Source organism: Bacillus sp. X1(2014) (assembly GCF_007678255.1).
Genome location: NZ_VEED01000013.1, coordinates 1 through 18,512, shown reverse-complemented (window position 1 = coordinate 18,512; position 18,512 = coordinate 1). Strand labels below are relative to the sequence as shown.

Here is an 18,512-nt window from a genome sequence, read left to right as displayed (position 1 = left end):
CTACTACATTCTTCCTTCACAAATTAGGCAGTTTTTTCACGTTTTTCTACTCGTTTTGCATACCAGGTCGTTAATAGCGGAGTTAAAATCGCTGTAACGATAACAGCTGCAGTAACTTGAAGTGTAGCTGTAGCAGCAATCTCACTGTAGCCTGTGTAAACAGCCGCAACAGCCATTGGAACAGCTGCCGCGTTACCAGCAGTAGATGATGCAGCAATACCAGCTACACCGCTTCCTCCTGTAAGACGGTCAATGAAGAATAAAACTAACCCAGTAACTACGACAACAGCTAAACCTAAAATGACTCCAGAGAAACCAGCTTTTACGACATTGGTTAAGTTAATTCCTGCCCCAATGGCTAAAGCAAATAATGGAATAATCACATCTTGGCCTTTACTTAAGAATTCCCGCATTTTTTCATCTAGGTTTCCTAGGATCATTCCAAGTAATAATGGAAGAATCGCAAACACAAATGCAAGGATTGGGAAACTTGCTAATCCAGCAACACCGAGAATTAACATCGTGAAGAATGGACCAGATTCAAGAGACATAATAGAATAAGCAGCAACATCTTCTGCTTTCTTTCCTAATTGCCCCATAAGCGCCATATATAGACCACCGTTTGTATCAGAGAATGCCGCAATAATGGCTAAAGCAGATAAACCAAGGAATAAGTTATTCTGATCTGGGAAAATAGTTTTAATTAGAAAAGCTATTAAAAATGTTGTTCCAATTTTACCGAACCATAAGCTTACCCCTTTTTTCAAAATGTATCCGGTTGCTTGGAATCGTATAGTTGAACCTAAACAAATATAAAATGCTGCTAGTAGCGCTGAAGTTCCTGTTAATAATCCCCCTGTGAAAGAGCTTTTAAATTCAGGAAGTTCAAAAATCCCCGGTAAAAATGTACGAATTAATGCTCCAATAAGTAACGGTATTAACATCATACCGCCTGGAATTTTATCAATTGCTGCTTTAATTCTCATATCAATTTCATCCCCTATGTTGTATTTTTAAACAGTTCGAACTACTGAAATCGATTACATTTTTTATTTTAAATCCATATAGCGAAAAATGCAACGATTTTATCCAAGAAAATATTGGATGAAATACTATCGTTGCATTTTTAAACACTATTCAATTATCCTTTTAACTTTCGCCAAAGTGTTGAGCGATTAATATTTAAGCGTTTTGCTGCTTTGGTTTGATTATAGTCCTCTTCTTCTAGCACTTTTTCAATGATTTTCTTCTCAATTTCTTCTAATGTCCCACTCAAAAAATCAGAAGAAATATTTACATCCTGGTTTCCTTTCTGATTTAAGAGACTTTCAACTAATTCTTTTTCAATGATATAGCCCTTTTCTATGAGGACCGCATCTTTTAATAACGCTTTTAATTCCTCCACATCACCTGGCCATTCATACTTTGCCAATACAGCTAAACCATCCTCTTTTATTTTAATCGCAGATGTCCCTAACGTTTGGTTAAAATGAAGAATAAATGACGTAACAAGTTCCCTTAAATCCTCTTTCCGTTCAGCCAATGAAGGGAGATAAATTCGAATGATATCATCATCATATAACCCCAATGGTTCCTGTTTTTCGATCATAGCCATTATAATAGTTATACCTTTACTTTTTAGAGAAACTATTTTGCTCCACAACTCATCTCTTAATTCATTATCTAATAGATCAATGGAATGAATATAAATGGTTTTGATATCCTTATCTACATTTTCAGGGCTTATATCTAATAATTCCAATGCTTTAATCGAGGCATATAAGCCATTCCCATGTGTTTTATGGTAATGAATATACTGTGCAATCAATTCCTTTTCGGTGCCCCTATTACCATTAAAGATAAAATGAGAATGATTAAGACATCGATGAACCATGTTTAGACATGAATTCATAGCTTCACTTTGATGTATGATTAAAGGGGGGGATAAAACATTGACCTTCAAATTTTCCTCTGATGCGGAATTTATTTTCATGCGAGAAAATTGACAAAAAAGATAGGTGGATTCGGAGATTGTCATTTTCGTTTTGATTAATTTTAATGTTTCTCCATTATTAGCCTTTATATAGGCGGTTTCCTTCCCGCTAGTATGATCCAAGATGATTGGAATTTCATTTATAGGTCTTGGGTCAAAAGTAGTCCATTGTTCATAAACAATATCGCCATTATGCGAGAGGAGCATAAAGTCTTTAACTGTAGCATGTAATAAAGCTTTTAATCGTTCATTTTCCAGCTTATTATTCATCATCCACCTGGCCACCATTTTCGCTTCCTTAAATGAATCAAATATGGCTTCCCTGCCTGATTGAAGCAATATCCCTAGCAGTCCCAATCTCGATGCAGTCTCAAACGTTACAACATCCCCTATAATCAGTTGATATCCTTCTTTTTTCAACCTTGATAGTAATGGCTCTGTTTCACTTTCATCATCGATCGTAAAAATATCTATGGGTATATCCAGTAGGTCTAGGATCGATTTTGCTCCGAGGGTAATACTAGGGAATCCTACGATTGCCTTCTTTCTTGGCAGATCATTTGCGAGCGTGAAGACGCGAAGCATGTCATAACCAGAAACATGAACATCGATAACAGGAATACCCACGGCTTCTCCAATTAGCTTCGCAGTTCCACCACGACTTATGATGACGTCAAATCCCTGATCTTCCGCCCTTTTTGCCAGAACAACGCCCTCCTGAAGATTCCCAATCTTAATCTGGAGATCTAATTCGGTTTCTTCGACTCGACACTCTTCTATTAAGTTCTCCATTGCCGCATATGGGGCCACAAACAACGCTTTAATCTTCATTAGTCCACACCTATATCCTTTAAATTCTAGTCTAGTCATAGCATAAGTCGAATAGGAATGCAATTAGCTAAGACCAAATACCTATAACAAGGAAAGATAGCCGCTTCATTCAATACTTTTTTACCATTTTTAGAAAATTGCAAATAAACTTAGTTTATTCGATGGACAAACTAAGTTTGTATCATTTATACTATATTTAGGACAGGACTACTGCACCTAGAAGATTTTTAATACATACTGACTCCCCAACGTATCTCCTGGCTTTAAACTAACAAAAAGGAGGTTTCGGTTCGACTTTTTAGAAAGCCCTTTCAAACAACCCCAACTAATAAATTATAAAGGAGATCCATACATGTTAAAAGTTATGCGTAAACCCCTCATTACTGGATTAGCTTTAGCTTTATTATTACCTGCAGGAATGTCTAGGGCAGCTGCTGAAGTAACAAGTAACCAGTCTTCTCATGCATTAACCGTACCGTCTATCGCTGAAAGATACAAAGATTCTTTTGCCATTGGTGCGGCCGTCGAACCCTATCAGTTAAATACCACTGACGCAGAAGTTTTAAAACGCCATTTTAACAGCATTGTAGCTGAAAATATCATGAAGCCGATTAATATTCAGCCAGAGGAAGGTAAGTTTAATTTTACTGAGGCCGATAAAATTGTGAAATTTGCGAAAGAAAATGGAATGGAACTCCGTTTCCACAACCTGGTCTGGCACAGTCAGGTACCAGATTGGTTCTTCCTTGATGAAAAGGGAAACCCAATGGTAGATGAGACCGATTCCAAACAGCGTGAAAGGAATAAAAAGCTTCTATTAAAACGTTTAGAAACCCATATTAAAACGATCGTAAAGCGTTATAAAAATGATATAAAATCTTGGGATGTTGTGAATGAGGTTATTGACGATGCTCCTCAAAATGAACGAGGTCTGCGTGAATCAGCCTGGTACAAAATCACTGGCGATGAATATATTAAGGTAGCTTTTGAGACTGCTAGAAGATATGCAGCAAAAGATGCCAAGCTATATATTAATGATTACAATACCGAAGTAGAGCCAAAAAGAACGAACTTATATAACCTTGTTAGTGATTTATTACAACAAGGTGTTCCAATCGACGGTGTTGGTCATCAGTCTCACATCCAAATCGGCTGGCCTTCTAACGCGGACATCGAAACATCCATTAACATGTTCGCTGATCTCGGCTTAGATAACCAAATAACTGAGCTGGATGTCAGCCTCTATGGCTGGCCGCCAAGACCTGCTTTCCCTACTTATGAAGCTATTGTGGCTGAGGGTGAAAGATTGAAAGCTCAGGCAGACAGATATGATGCTTTATTCCAGTTATATGAAAAATTAGGTGATAAAATCAGCAATGTAACGTTCTGGGGCATAGCGGATAATCATACTTGGTTAGACGATCGAGCAAAGCAATACAATGATGGTGTAGGAAAAGACGCTCCATTTGTGTTTGATCCAGAATATAAAACTAAGCCTGCTTATTGGGCTATTATGGACTAAGAAAATAGGTAACTAGCCAATACCAGCTCCCTCTAATAAGGAGCTGGTTTACACTATTTAAATACGTGTTATCGTTTATAATTTATCGTTTCATCAATGATAATTTTTACTGTGATATCCTTTATTTGATCTTTCTTAAAATTGTTGATTGTATTTTTATCCCACGTTTTATTTTGATATCGATATGGTTTTTCACTTATATTTAAAAGGTCTGCCTTCATTTCATCACTTTTATTCAACGTTTTTACAATTTGATTTTTTATTTGTTGTGATAATTCTTTTTCGATTTTATTTACACTAATATTTCCTTCATTATGAACGATTACTGCATGGGTTTTTACGTTTAATCGATAGGACGGATTTCTCCCATTTAGTACTTTAACGGACCCTTCAGGTTTCTTGATTATTACACTCACTTTTTCCTTAAATAATGAAAGTGGGATATTAGGAGCATGTTTAGAAAACCACTTTAAACCAGCAAGGTCTTGTTTATTCACCCAGCCTTTGTATTTTTGCTGTGATATCGCATATCCTCCTGTAAGAGTAACAATATTCAACGGTTTTTTATTTTTTAAAAATTTCCCTTTCTTAATATCAACAGAGGGGATCAAATACAAACCGACCGCTTGGTAGTATTTGGAGATGAACCGATTGTATTTTTCAATAGGCATAATAAAATTTTCTCTATATAATGGTTCTGGACGATGCAGGAGTGTATATAAAGATGGAAAATTGAAGAATCCCTCTCCTAATAATATTTCTTTTAAATTTCCGTTTGTCCCATAAAGCCAGCAGTTGTATCTGAGAGAGGGATTTTGCCCTATAAATTCGATAACTGAGGGTAATTTTTTCTCTAACAAATTTTGACTTAGAAGTATAGTATTCACATGCCCATAGTAAAGCGTCAGGGCTGCATTTTGTTCTAATTTACTGATTGCAGACTGGATACTTTTTCCCTTTGTTTGCCCAATTAAAATAGGTGCAGATTGCTGCAGTCCGGAGCCTCCCTCTAGTTTAGCAATATTAGAAAAATTCAAGGCTTGAGTATACACGATAAACTCACCTTTGGAATAATCGAGTCCCAAAACTGTAATATACGTTTGATTTTGAATTTCTTTAACGCCACCTGTACAACCGGAAAGGACTAAAAGCAGACAACTTATGATCAGAAATAATTTTTTACTCATGAATTACTCCTTTTGACTATCATCGTCAATTGGACTATAAGCTTGATTTCTCTTCTTTAAATATCGGATGGGCAGACTTAAAAAGTTTTTTAGAATATCCATTCCATGGGGTTTGGACAAATAGGAAATATAGGGCTGGCCAAAACTTTCCAAGGAAACCACTAATGTTGTGATGAGAAAGAAAGAAAGAAAAAAGCCAAACAATCCTAGAAATGACGAAAATAATAAAACACTATAACGGAGAATCACGATATTACCTGCCATATTTTGATTAATCAGTGTATATCCTGAGATGACGGTAATGGCGATAACCACCAACATGTTTGGTGAAGTTAATCCTGCACGAATAGCTGCGTCCCCGATAATTAAACCACCCAAAACAGTCACAGTCTGACCAACTGCTTTTGGGAGCCTTAACCCTGCCTCTTTAAATAATTCAAATAAAGTTAACATAATAAAGGCCTCTGTAGGTGCAGATAAAGGGAGACCGATTCTGGAAACTGATATCGTTGCTAAAAGGGTATAAGGAACTTGATCTGGTTGATACGTAATTAACGCAATATAAAATCCCGGTAAATAAACGGTGGTAAACACCGCAACCAGCCTTAGAATTCGAACTAAACTATTATAATAAAAGCTTTCATGTGCGTCTTCGGGCGAGTAAAGAATTTGGTTAAAATTTGTCGGACCAATTAAACAAGTTGGATTTCCTTCCACTAGAACCACGAATCTTCCTTGACTTAAAGATTTGGCAGCAAAGTCTGGCCTCCCAATATAGTCCATTTGAGGTAAAATTGAAAATGTATTGTCGTATAGAAGCTCTTCAATTTTGTAACTGCTTATAATAACATCAATTTTTATTGATTCTAAGCGTTTTTTTACGTTTTCAAGAATGGAGGGGTTCATAATGTCATCGATATAAAGCAAGATTAATTTTGTTCCGCTTCTATCACCAATCGTGTATTCTATGCTTTTTAAGGAGGAGGTTCTTAACCTCTGCCGTATTAATGCCAAATTATCCGATATGTTTTCAACAAATCCATCTCTTGGCCCTCTTACAGATGGCTCTGTGCTTGATTCTTCCGGACTTCTCTTTGGAATATCCGTTGCAGGGATAAAAAAAAGATCGTTTAATTCATAACTAAAAATGATTAATTCTCCAGAAAACAGCTTCTGTTCTACTTCGGTTTTTACTTTTCTTCTATCTTTAAGACCACTTACCTCAATCAGATTTCTTAATTGATCAATATTTAAGCGATCTTCTTTTTCCACTACTGTATGAATGCCGGGAAAAATAACTTCGTTTATATATTTCAAATCCACTAAATTGGAACAATACAAAAATTCCAATGAAACAGCAGATTCTTTTCCTTTATAGGTTCTTTTCTTAATGACAATATCGGAAGAGCCTTCAAACCAGCTTTTCAATTGGTCAATGTAAAGAACTTTACTTGTTGCCTGATGCATTTTCATGGCCTCTCACCTTTATTTTCATTAATAGTAACAGTAACAACATGGTGGAAATTTGAAAAATAAGGCTTATAGGAAAATAAAACTTCTTCAAGAAGGAAATAAACGAGATGGCATCCCAAGGAATACATGCTGCCACGATTAAAATGAAATAAAGTGTCGGAAGTACCCACCTATTTTCACTTTTATTAGGAAAAACTCTTCCAGCTATAAATAGTGATAAACTGATTCGGATATAGGCACCGGATAGCCATTGGAAAATAGAAAGAAAATCAAGGCGGGTTATATGTTGGCCAAGTGTTAGCAATTTCCATTCCTCGTAAGCGGGATTCCTTAATTTCCCTGCTTCTACTGAACCAAATTCGGCTATACCTGCTGCTAAAGGGCCAAAGGAAATCCCAATGAGAAATAATCCAACCAAGATAAGCCATTTTAGCTTTAGTTTGTCAGTAAGATTTTTGGTTAAAAACAGAATAAAGAAAACTTCAAATAAGCTAGCACAAGCATATCCTATACCTTGAAAGAATCCTTTATAGCCATCCTCAAATAAAGGAAATAATTGCTCATAATTTTTATTTGGGGTATTTCCCAATCCCACTAAAAATCCAAAAAAAAGCACAAAGGGCAGTACGAGAAATGCCATAGTAGCAATCGTTCGCAGCCCTTTAACTGATGCATAATAGCAAACAAACGAGAACAGAATGACAACCACAAAATTTGGGAAATCAAGTGTGTAGTTGTCTTTAGCCCAGTAAACCGTAAACTTAAGCGTAATAAAGGCAGTTATTAAAAAGTAACAGCAAAAAATAGCGGAAAAAGTAACAAAAATCCATTGGCTAAAAGAATTCTTAAGGAAGGAGATCAAATCATGATGGTTCAGTTTTTTATAAATATAAAAAACTAGAAGAATCCAAATCGTCACAGGAATGACACTGAAGACAACACTTAACCAAGAATCTCTTTTAGCAATAGCTAATAAAACGGAAAGGTCTAGAACATGTACCACGAAACCTGTTGAAATAATCAGTAATATATAAATATGAACAGCATGAATAGGCTTTTGGCTCATCAAAACCACCTATCGTAATTTTTTCTTAGTTTAACCACTCATATAAAGGTTATGTACTTATTTCCAGTTTTGGACAGGATATCAAATGGCTTAAAACCTCTTACAAAAAAAGACTAAGCGGCCTAAGCCCCTAGAAATACAGAGCTAAAGCCGCTTAGTGTCGTTTATTTATTTTATCTGACAAACTTGATCGGGGTCACTTAAAATTCATATATCCATTATTACCCTTTAACAGACCCTGCAGCAATCCCCTCTACAATACGGTCACTTAAAATAAAGTACGCAATCAATACTGGGATAATACTAATCATCAGTGTTGCACCAATCGCACCCCAGTCAGTCAAGTACTGTCCTACGAAGTTGTTTACTCCAACTGTAATGGTTTTCCATTTGTCAGAACTTAGGAATGTGTTAACAAATACGAATTCATTCCAGTTGTAAATCATGTTGATAATGACAGTAGTAGAAAGAACAGGTACTGTCATTGGAAGGGTGATTTGGAAGAAGATTCGGTGGATCGAGCAGCCATCCACTACCGCTGCTTCTTCAATCTCCCTTGGGATTGTTCTATAAAATCCTGAGAGAATCATGATCGTAATCGGCAAGTTAAATGCTACATACGAAAGGATAACGGACATTGGATTATCAATCATATTGGCCGTTTTAAAGAAATTAAATAATGGAATTAAGGTTGAATGAAGTGGAATCATATATCCGGCCATAAACAAACCTAGAACTAATCCACTTAATTTCCATTCCATTCTTGTGATTGCGAATGTTACAAAGCTCGCAAGAATAACAGTAAGCACAACCGCTGCAACCGTATATAACACACTGTTAAAGAAGTAAACATCGATGTGACCCGCAGTCCAAGCCTTTGCATAGTTGCCCCATTGTGGAGCTTGTGGAAGCGCAAACGGTGACATCCCAAAAACCTCTTGATTGGTCTTTAAGGAAAATAGGAATAGCCATACCAGCGGATAAACCTGAATAATCGCAATGACTGCCAGGACAAAGTACAAGATTCCGTATCCAAATTTGTTTCCTAGCGATTTACTGGTTTTATAAGAAGCTGATAGGGTCGTTTTTTGTATTTCAACTGCAACCTTACTCATCCTTTTCACTCCCCTTTTTAATAGTCAACATCTTTTGTATTAAGTAATTTTTGAATTAGCCATGTTGCTACAAGACAGATGATCAATAAGCCGAATCCAATCGCACTTCCGTAACCGAAGTTATATTTACTGAATGCTTCTGTATACATATAAGATGCCATAACCTCACTCGCACCGTTTGGTCCGCCGCCGGTTAAGACGAAAATCAAGTCAAAGTATTTTAACGAACCGACAATAGCTAAGATGACCATGACTTTTATGACGCCTGCAATAAGAGGAACCTTAATTTTATAAGCAATTTGAATTGGTGTCGCTCCATCTATTTTCGCCGCTTCGATCAGTTCCTCTGGAACATTTTTTAACGCTGCATAGAAAATAATGATGTAGAAACCTGCATATTGCCAAACAATTGGAAAGAATAGCGCAAATAATACTATTTTAGAATCCGCTAGCCAAAGCGGAGGATTTTCAACGCCAACCAACACTAGCAATCTGTTAAGCATACCGTTCGTTGGGTCAAAAATCTTCGCCCAAAGCTGTCCGATCGCTACTGAAGATAATAACATCGGGATTAAGTAGATTTTTCTTAAAAAGTTAGCACCTTTGATTTTACTTGCTAAAATCAAGGATAAAATTAAATAACCAACTAAGCTTAAAGTTGAAAAAAGACCGAGTAACAGGGAGTGCCATGCACTTTGCCAAAACTTTGTGTCCTTTGTTAATTCAATGTAATTTTCTAAACCGATGAACTTCATCTTGCCGATGCCGTTCCAGTCCATCAAACCATAATATCCAGTTAAGACTATTGGGATATAGATTAATAAGAGAATAAGAATTAAGGCAGGAAGTACATAAAGGCTGATTACCCATTTATTTGACATTACACTTCTCATATGAATACTCCTTTCTTATTTGAAAAGAAGTTAAAATGATAGAGGGCATAACCTGTATGCCCCCTACATTTAGATTTATTAGGCCAATTTTTACTTTTTCTCTTTAGCAAGTTCCTCTGCATGCTGCTTAACAAAATCCTTCGGCGTCACTTGTTTTCCGAATAGAGCTGTCATTAAATCGTGGTGTAATTCTGCTACAGCCGGGCTTGATTGAGTATCAAAATAAGTAGTTACGTTTGATGCTTCACTTAAATCTTTCAAGATATCAATGTACATTGGTGCAAGATCCAATTTTGAAGTGTCAACTTTGGTAGCAGGGATAACACCAGCGTCCGTTACTGATTTTTCTCCCCATCTCTTTACAAGATAGCCAACAAAATCTTTTGCTTCTTTTTGAACTTTAGAATCTTTTGCTACGAATAAACCAACACCAGGGCCGCCTACGTAGCTGTTAATGCTTGTCCCTTTTCCGCCTTCATAAGTTGGGAACTTGAAATAGCCAATCTTATCTTTAAATTCTTGTTTAACATCTGGGCTAGTTGTATAGTTTGGTAACTCCCAAGTAGCCGTTAAGAACATCGCTGCTTGTTCGTTCATGAAGTAACCCTTTGCATCGTCATTTGATAATGCGCTCGCGCCTTTAACAAATCCACCCATGTCGACAAGGTTTTGTACCTCTTCAGCTGCTTTCACAATGGCTGGATCATCCATTTTTGCTTTTCCTTTAATTACATCTGTTAGAATAGTAGACCCGCCAATCCGATCTGCTAGATACATAAACCAGAAAGATGCCGGCCAGCCGTCTTTCGCACCTACAGTTGCAGGAACTACGCCATTATCTGCTAAAGTTTTAACCACATTTTTATACTCGGAGAAAGTCTTTGGAACTTCAAGATTATATTTTTTGAAAATTTCTTTGTTGTAGAACACGTAGGAAATATTTAATTCTAGCGGAAGACCATATGTTTTTCCGTCCACTGCATATGATTCTTTTACACCTGGGATAAATGCATCTTTAAGGTCTGCATCTCCGTCTACGATATCATCTAGCGGCGCTAACATGTTGCCTTCTACATAAGGCTTAATAAATCCATCTGACCAAGTCATTCCAATATCAGGAAGTTCATTAGAAGAAGCTAACACCTTAAGCTTTTCTCTGTACTGATCAGGATTTAAAATTTCAGTTTCTATTTTTACATTATGATCTTTTTCGTATTCACTAATGATGTTCTTTACAATGGAGAACTGAGCATTCGAGCTGCCCTCCGGCCATAAATGCATGAATTTGATAACTTTTTTACCATCTGAACTGCTTTCCTCTGATGAACTTGAGGAAGAGCAACCCGCAAGTACTAGAGAGACAAGCATGATTACAGACATAAAGATTGCAACCGTTTTCTTTTTTAACAATGTGATTCCCCCTATGACCTTTTCTAGATTTTACTTACACTTATAGTCTACATTCAGACAGTTTTGAAAAATAGGTCACAACGATTAGGAAAAATACTACTATTTTTAGAAAGCCTTTTCATTATTGTCCTTTCGGTATGCGCTTGGTGTCATTCCCTCTAGTTCTCTAAAGATCTTAATAAAATATTTAGCCGTTTTATACCCGGACTCTTCTGCAATATCGTTAATGGGAAGACTGGTAGATACCAATAATTCCTTTGCACGCTGGATTCTCCGTCGAGTTACATATTCACTGAATGTTAATTTGACATGTTCTTTAAATAGGACACTTAGATAACTTGGATTTAAATGAACATGATCGGCGACTTCCTTTTGGGATAACTCATTTTTTAAATTGTTGTTGATGTAATCAATTGCTTCCCTAACCGGCTCACGGTTAGAAGGATTTTCGGCATTGGCATCAACGAGTTTCGTATCTACCACTTTCTCGATTAATCCTGCCCGTTCTTTTTTCTCCACCGTTTGAACCGCTTCCTCTACGGCCTCTATTAACGCTTTTTTACTAATGGGTTTTAGTAAATAGTTAATAACACCTAATCGAAGGGCTTCCTGGGCATATTCAAACTCCGAATATGCTGAAATCACAATGATGACAGGGGATATATTTTGTTCTTTCGCGATTTTCAATAATTGTAAACCCGTTATTTCGGGCATACGGATGTCTGTAATGAGAATATGCACTTTATCTTGCTTCATCTGTTCAATAGCTTCTTCTCCATTCGAAGCTATCTTTATTTGATATTGCCCATTTGCCCAAGTATCTAATGTTTTCTTGAGCCCTTGGCGGGTTCTTGGCTCATCATCTACAATCAAAATTGTCTTTGTGGTCAACATGGTTTTCCTCCCCCTTTACCGGTATAACAAATGAAACCGTTGTTCCAATGTTTACTTCACTCATAATAGTAAGTCCACTTCTTAGACGATCAGGATAGTATAATTCTAAACGCTTGTGTACATTGGAAATCGCCATTCCATTGCCTCTTTTAGAAATGATCCCGCCTGATTGAATGGCCTGTTTAATCGAATCTAATTTTTCTGAATGGATTCCTGGACCGTCATCCTCTACAAGTATTTGCAGGTACTCTTGATCCGCCGTTGGCTGGATCGTAACCGATATCGTACATGGCTTCATTGTATTCCCTGCTCCATGAAGAACTGCATTTTCGACTAATGGCTGGATTAACAGTTTTGGAATTTTCACGCGCCCTGTTTCAGCATGCATGTTTAACTTCCATTTTAAGTGGTCACCGAAACGCATCTTCATAATCTCCATATAGTTTTCAATATGTTGGATTTCTTCCTTTATAGAAACCCAATCTCCATCGTTTTGCTTGGTTATCGTATAACGGAATAAATTTGACATGGCAACAACAAACTCTGCCAGTTCCTCCTCATCTTTATCCTCCAGCGTCCACTTAAGAGCGTCCAATGTATTAAACAGAAAATGGGGATTAATTTGCGCTTGCAATGCTTTTAATTCACTCCGGCTCCGAGTAATTTCCTTTTGATACACCATTTTAATCAGATGATTGGTTTCTTTAACCAGTTGGTTATAGGTACTATTTAATTCATTGATTTCATTGACAGTGGTTACACTGGGGTTCATTGTTAATGAGCCTGCGCTTGCCTGCTGCATCGTTCTCGTTAATTTAATAATCGGCCTTGTAATAAAAGTCGATAGAAAGAGTGAACTAATTAAAAAGATAATGAAGCCAATAATCCCAGATATAATAATTACTGAGCGTAATACACTAATTCCTTTTGTAAGAGCCTTAACAGGGGTTAAGATGACCATTGTCCACCCGGTTTCATTAGACGTTTGTTTTGTCATCATATACTCCTGGTTGTTTAAAGAAAGAGTTGGGGCTTCATTCTTTATAATCGGTTCGAGAGGCCTATTGTAATTTGATAGGATCACCTTTGAATTTTGATTTAATAATATCGAATACTGGTTTTCACTTTTGGTTTCATCTAGGTCTACAAACTGAAGATAATTTCGATAAATACTGATGAGCAGATAGCCGCCATTTGCGTAGGCACGCCCCATTAAATTCACGCGCCTCAAGGCGAGGATGTTATCTGAGTTACGCGGATCATCACCAATCCAAACCAGTCGTCCATTCGCGCTATCAGCCTGCTGGATCCACTTCCCGTCAATCCTAGTGACTAGATTCGTATCATCTAGTGGAATTAAACTATTCATTGTATTGGTATAAAGTTCAAAAGAAAAAATCCCCTCTGTATTAGCTTGTATGGTATTCACAATTCCTTTTAATTGCTGGCGCTCAGCAAAAGAAATAGGCTTCCCTCCATATGCCTTAGTTAAGGTTCTTTGAATCGTATCATTCGTCATGACCAGCTTCGAGGCCATGTTAATTTGTTTATACAAAGATTCTAATCTTCCATTTGCCTCAACTGCTGTCTGTTGAATTTGTTTTTCGGCATTATTTTTCAGCAAAGTTGACACTTTATTAAAAGTTAACAATCCGACTATCAATAAAACAATCAGCATAACGACTAAAAATACGACGAGTATTTGATTTCGTAATGTGTTCCATTTATGCAATCTTGAGAACATATTATCGCCCTTCTAGCAGAAATTTGTTAAATTTTGTTATATTAGTTTAAAAAATCAAAAATATGTCAATTTTTTTAAAAGTTGGTCATGTTCAATATAGCTTCAATGATCTATAATTGTATAAAAATAAGCACCATAAGAAGGAGACTTTTTATGAATAAGCTATCTATGAGTGGTCTTTATACCCTTACTGAGTGGATCACTAAATTCGCCTATGTTAATTTATTATGGATTGGCTGCTCTCTCCTTGGACTCGTGTTGTTTGGAATTAGCCCTGCAACCACGGCGATGTTTACGGTTATACGGAAATGGATCATGGGTGAAAGTGATATCCCAGTGTTTCAAACCTTTTGGAGCACCTATAAAAAAGAGTTTCTTAGAAGTAATGGAATAGGATTGGCTCTCACTATATTAGCCAGTATTATTTATATTGATTTGAACTATATCAAAATCGGTACAAGCATTCAAATTCCTTTATATGTAATTATTTTCGCGATGATCATGACGGTTTTGTATATATTCCCCGTTTACGTTCACTATGAAGTTAAATTTATCCAGTTATTTAAAAACGCTTTCTTCATCATGCTAGTAAATCCGGTTCCCAATATGATGATGATTATTGGGTTTATCGCTGCGATTTTTGTCATGAGGTTTATACCCGCACTATGGTTTATCTTTGGCGGGAGTATTACGGCAGGAATCATCATGGCATCCTGTTATCTAGCCTTTCAAAAAATCGAAAAGAAAAAAGGGCAGGCAGCAGCTTAACACTCTTAATATTAGAAACTAAAGTAGCAAAAGGAAGCACAAACTCTTATTGTGCTTCCTCTTTTTTATGTTAATTCTAATAGTTCGCTGACCGTTACAAGTTGATAGCCTTGTGATGTTAACTCTGAAACTAGCTTTCGAACCGCTTCTATCGTTTGTGAACGATCCCCATAGCCATCATGGAAAATTAAAATACTTCCATTTTTGATCCCTTCTCTTGATTTTTCGAGGATATGCGTCACACCAGGCTGTTCCCAGTCATGAGCCGCTAAATTCAGTGCACCAATTATCGGATATCCCTTCTGCTTGAGTAATGAAACTGTGTCCTGATTATAATCTAAGTATGGAGGACGGAAGACAACAGGTTTTCGTCCGGCCAACTCCTCTATTAATTTCTCGTTTTTTTCGATTTCTTCTAAACATTCGATGTTACTTAATTGAGATAATTTCGGGTGGGTGAACGTATGATTTCCGATTTCATGTCCTCGGGCAGCCACTTGTTTTACCACCTCAGGATTTTTCTTCATTTGCTCACCAATCATAAAGAAGGTCGCTTTTCCAACTGTCTCCGAAAAAATCTCTAATACTTGAGGTGTGTAGATGGGATTAGGCCCATCATCAAACGTAATCGCCACTGCCTTACGCGATGTAGGAACTTCGTTAATCATATATATTGAACACCCCTCAATACGGACCTCTAATATAATCCTTTACTTTTTCCTGATAGAATCGTTGAAGTTCTTGCTTTTCTTCTTCTGAGAATGGTTTTGTCTCAAGTGCTGAGAGATTGTCCTCCACCTGTTTAACATTTTTAAACCCAGGAATAATACATGTAATTTCCTTTTGGTCCAAAATCCAGCGTAGTGCTCCGCTCGCCATCGATTTCCGTCCATCTCCAATCCAATTTAACTGATCAGCCAATTCAACACCCTTTTGAAATCCAAGACCAGCAAAGGTTTCTCCTACATTAAAAGCTTCTCCATTTTCATTAAATCGGCGGTGGTCATTCTCTTCAAATCTATGCTCGGCAGTAAACTTACCAGTGAGCAGGCCGCTTGCTAGCGGTAATCTTACGAGAAGTCCTACCCCTTTTTGATAAGCCTCAGGGATTAATTTCTCTAATGGCTTTTGGCGGAATATATTAAAGATGATTTGCAGGCTCTTCACATTTGGATACTCCAAACAAATAAGCCCTTCTTCAACGGTTTCCACACTAACTCCATATTGACGGATTTTCCCTTCCTGTTTCAGCCGATCCAGTACTTCAAAAACACTGCCATCCTGCAAAATCTCCGTTGCCGGGCAATGAATTTGATACAAATCAATCGCTTCTCTATCCAAACGGTGAAGACTGTCTTCACAATAGGCACTAACCTTTTCATAGCTATAATTTTTCGGATCAAAAATGTCTCCCTGACGGCAGAACTTTGTTGCAACATAAATCTGGTCTTCCCTGCCTTTTGTGGCTTTGGCCAGTAACTTTTCACTATGACCGTCCCCATATACATCGGCGGTATCAAAAAAATTAACACCCTGATCAATTGCATATTGCAAAGATTTTAGCGCTTCTGTGTCATTTGTTTTCCCCCAAGCACCACCGATTGCCCATGTGCCAAAACTAACCTCACTGATCATGATTCCTGTATTACCTAGTTCACGATAATTCATTGCTTAATCACTCCTTTATTAAGAGAGCTGACCTAGGCCGGCTCTCCGTTACTTTCTAAACTCTCTTAATTGCTCATTTAGTTCCTTAGTTTGTGGATAAACTTGTTGATAAATTGTGAATAACTTTTTATATGCTTCAACATTTTCCTTAATCGGATCATAGGTTTTTGAAGTTTGGATAAATTCCTGTGCACATTCTTTTAGGGACGGATACCAACCGCATCCATAAGCTGCTAACATGGCTGCACCCATTCCAGGGCCTTGCTCACTCGAAAGCTTTTCAATTCTTGCGTTAAAAATATCTGCCTGCATTTGCAGCCATGTGTCGTTCTTCGCTCCGCCGCCAATAGAGATAATGGAATCAATGGTCTTACCGCTGCCTCTAAAAATCTCAATCGATTCATGTAAGGAAAAGGTAATTCCTTCGAGTACTGCTCTGGCAAAATGCATACGCTCATGGGAAGCATCGACCCCAATAAAACTGCCGCGAATCGTTGAATCCGCATGCGGCGTTCTTTCCCCTACAAGATAAGGCGTAAATAATAATCCGTTGCTTCCTGCCGGTACTTCATCCACACCTGCTAATACCTGTTCAAATTCTTCTTCTTTTGCAAACGTATCTTTAAACCAGCTTAAACTATAGCCAGCTGCGAGCGTTACTCCCATCGTATAGTAAGCATTTTCTTCACCGTGATTAAAGTAATGAACCTTCCCCTCAAAATCAAGGTCATTTCGTTCTTCATAGGAAAGAACAACTCCAGAAGTACCGATACTGCATAAGGTTTTACCTTCCTTTAAAATCCCTGAACCAATCGCACCGCAGGCATTGTCCGCGCCGCCCGCGAACACTTTTACAGCCTCAGACAATCCCGTTACTTGGGCAAATTCTGCCTTAACAGTACCCACAAATGCATGAGATTCTACCAGCGGAGGACAGAAATCAGCTGAAATACCAAAAGCTTCTAAAATTTCATGACTCCATTTACGCTTTGCAACATTTAATAGTAAGGTTCCTGCAGCATCAGAGTACTCCATTTGGATATTTCCTGTTAATCGATAGCGCAAATAATCCTTTGGAAGCAAAAATATGCTGGCACGTTCAAATACTTCAGGCTCGTTTTCTTTTACCCAGAGAATTTTCGGCAAGGTAAATCCTTCTAATGCTGGATTTTTGGTAATATCCAATAAACGCTCTCTGCCAACAATCTTGTAAATCTCCTTACACTGCTGCGTTGTTCTTGTGTCATTCCACAAAATCGCATTTCTTAAAACTTGATTATTTTCATCTATTAAAACAAGGCCGTGCATTTGCCCGGAGAAGCTGATGCCCTCGATATCATTTACATCGCCTTCGAATTGCTCAACCAATTCTTTTAAACCTTCAGTTGTTTTTTCCACCCATTCTTCTGGGTTTTGTTCACTATAACCTGATTTTTCAATAATAAGTGGATATGATTTTGACACTTCTTGGCAAACTTCCCCGTGTTGATTGACGAGTAAGATTTTTACTGCACTGGTTCCAAGGTCGACACCAATTACGTATTTCATTATGTATCATCCTTTTCTAAAAAAAGTGCTGGAGTAATAAGCTGCCAGCACTTTTTTATAATTTTAATTAAACTGTTACACTTGAAAGTGTTTCTAGTAAATATTGATTAATTATAGCTTTTAGTCGCTCTGTTCTGCCTGAGATGTTTTTAATTTCTGTTAATTGAAGGGCATAAGCTTCAAGTTCACGGAAGTTTGTTTTTCCTTCTACGATGTCTAAGCCAATTCCTTTTGTATAACTGCTGTAACGCTCTTCGATAAAGCTATCAAGTACTTTATCTTCGATGAGCTTGTTAGCAACTTTTAGGCCGATCGCAAATGCATCCATACCAGCAATGTGAGCGTGGAATAAGTCTTCTGCTTCGAACGAACCTCTTCTTACTTTAGCATCGAAGTTTAA

15 protein-coding genes and 1 pseudogene are annotated in these 18,512 nt (G+C 37.3%); 2 read left to right on the top strand and 14 right to left on the bottom strand.

From position 1 onward, the window contains the following. Positions 1-23 precede the first annotated feature (23 nt). Together FS608_RS20585 and FS608_RS20580 are read right to left on the bottom strand one after the other, a co-directional pair. Positions 24-986 carry a 2-keto-3-deoxygluconate permease gene (locus tag FS608_RS20585; protein WP_144554463.1) on the bottom strand — a complete coding sequence of 321 codons (963 nt, stop codon included), beginning with the start codon at positions 984-986 and terminating at the stop codon, positions 24-26. Positions 987-1,141: 155 nt separating this feature from the next. Then, entirely contained in the window at positions 1,142-2,824 is a 1,683-nt protein-coding gene (locus tag FS608_RS20580) for a sigma-54-dependent Fis family transcriptional regulator (protein ID WP_186328831.1), read from the bottom strand. Positions 2,825-3,176: 352 nt separating this feature from the next. Here FS608_RS20580 and FS608_RS20575 point away from each other — a divergent pair, with 352 nt between their 5' ends. Then, positions 3,177-4,346 carry an endo-1,4-beta-xylanase gene (locus FS608_RS20575; protein ID WP_144554461.1) on the top strand — a complete coding sequence of 390 codons (1,170 nt, stop codon included), beginning with the start codon at positions 3,177-3,179 and terminating at the stop codon, positions 4,344-4,346. Between the two features lie 68 nt (positions 4,347-4,414). On the opposite strand, the gene FS608_RS20570 is transcribed toward FS608_RS20575, so the two are convergent. From FS608_RS20570 to FS608_RS20535, 8 genes are all read right to left on the bottom strand, one after another. Next, a complete protein-coding gene (locus FS608_RS20570; protein ID WP_144554460.1) occupies positions 4,415-5,533 on the bottom strand; it encodes a Ger(x)C family spore germination protein in 1,119 nt (372 codons plus the stop codon). Between the two features lie 3 nt (positions 5,534-5,536). Then, positions 5,537-7,006, bottom strand: coding sequence for a spore germination protein (locus tag FS608_RS20565; RefSeq protein ID WP_144554459.1), 1,470 nt, complete (start codon positions 7,004-7,006; stop codon positions 5,537-5,539). After that, complete coding sequence (locus FS608_RS20560) at positions 6,981-8,072, bottom strand: GerAB/ArcD/ProY family transporter (RefSeq protein ID WP_144554458.1); 1,092 nt, start codon at positions 8,070-8,072, stop codon at positions 6,981-6,983. The genes FS608_RS20565 and FS608_RS20560 overlap by 26 nt, the downstream gene beginning before the upstream one ends. Before the next feature lie 221 nt (positions 8,073-8,293). After that, positions 8,294-9,187 carry a carbohydrate ABC transporter permease gene (locus FS608_RS20555; protein ID WP_144554457.1) on the bottom strand — a complete coding sequence of 298 codons (894 nt, stop codon included), beginning with the start codon at positions 9,185-9,187 and terminating at the stop codon, positions 8,294-8,296. Between the two features lie 17 nt (positions 9,188-9,204). After that, on the bottom strand, positions 9,205-10,080 hold the full coding sequence (locus FS608_RS20550) for a carbohydrate ABC transporter permease (protein WP_144554456.1): 876 nt from the start codon (positions 10,078-10,080) through the stop codon (positions 9,205-9,207). 90 nt (positions 10,081-10,170) lie between these two features. Beyond that, positions 10,171-11,460, bottom strand: a complete 1,290-nt coding sequence (locus tag FS608_RS20545) for an extracellular solute-binding protein (protein ID WP_144554571.1) — start codon at positions 11,458-11,460, stop codon at positions 10,171-10,173. Positions 11,461-11,595: 135 nt separating this feature from the next. Beyond that, the gene (locus FS608_RS20540) at positions 11,596-12,381 is read right to left on the bottom strand and encodes a response regulator transcription factor (RefSeq protein ID WP_144554455.1); all 786 of its coding nucleotides are present in this window, start codon (positions 12,379-12,381) and stop codon (positions 11,596-11,598) included. Further along, positions 12,350-14,128 (bottom strand): sensor histidine kinase, encoded by a 1,779-nt coding sequence (locus FS608_RS20535; RefSeq protein WP_144554454.1) that lies wholly within the window; start codon positions 14,126-14,128, stop codon positions 12,350-12,352. The genes FS608_RS20540 and FS608_RS20535 overlap by 32 nt, the downstream gene beginning before the upstream one ends. 153 nt (positions 14,129-14,281) lie before the next feature. Between FS608_RS20535 and FS608_RS20530 the strand changes: the two genes are divergently transcribed. Further along, positions 14,282-14,896 carry a YesL family protein gene (locus tag FS608_RS20530; protein ID WP_144554453.1) on the top strand — a complete coding sequence of 205 codons (615 nt, stop codon included), beginning with the start codon at positions 14,282-14,284 and terminating at the stop codon, positions 14,894-14,896. A 65-nt stretch (positions 14,897-14,961) separates the two neighbouring features. Here the strand turns inward: FS608_RS20530 and FS608_RS20525 are convergent, their stop codons facing one another. From FS608_RS20525 to FS608_RS20510, 4 genes and pseudogenes are all read right to left on the bottom strand, one after another. Continuing rightward, positions 14,962-15,564, bottom strand: coding sequence for a polysaccharide deacetylase family protein (locus tag FS608_RS20525; protein ID WP_144554452.1), 603 nt, complete (start codon positions 15,562-15,564; stop codon positions 14,962-14,964). Positions 15,565-15,580: 16 nt separating this feature from the next. Beyond that, positions 15,581-16,564, bottom strand: coding sequence for an aldo/keto reductase (locus tag FS608_RS20520; RefSeq protein WP_144554451.1), 984 nt, complete (start codon positions 16,562-16,564; stop codon positions 15,581-15,583). A gap of 48 nt (positions 16,565-16,612) precedes the next feature. Continuing rightward, positions 16,613-18,112 carry a xylulokinase gene (gene xylB, locus FS608_RS20515; RefSeq protein WP_144554450.1) on the bottom strand — a complete coding sequence of 500 codons (1,500 nt, stop codon included), beginning with the start codon at positions 18,110-18,112 and terminating at the stop codon, positions 16,613-16,615. 67 nt (positions 18,113-18,179) lie between these two features. After that, positions 18,180-18,512, bottom strand: a pseudogene (locus FS608_RS20510) (xylose isomerase); the annotation flags it as partial.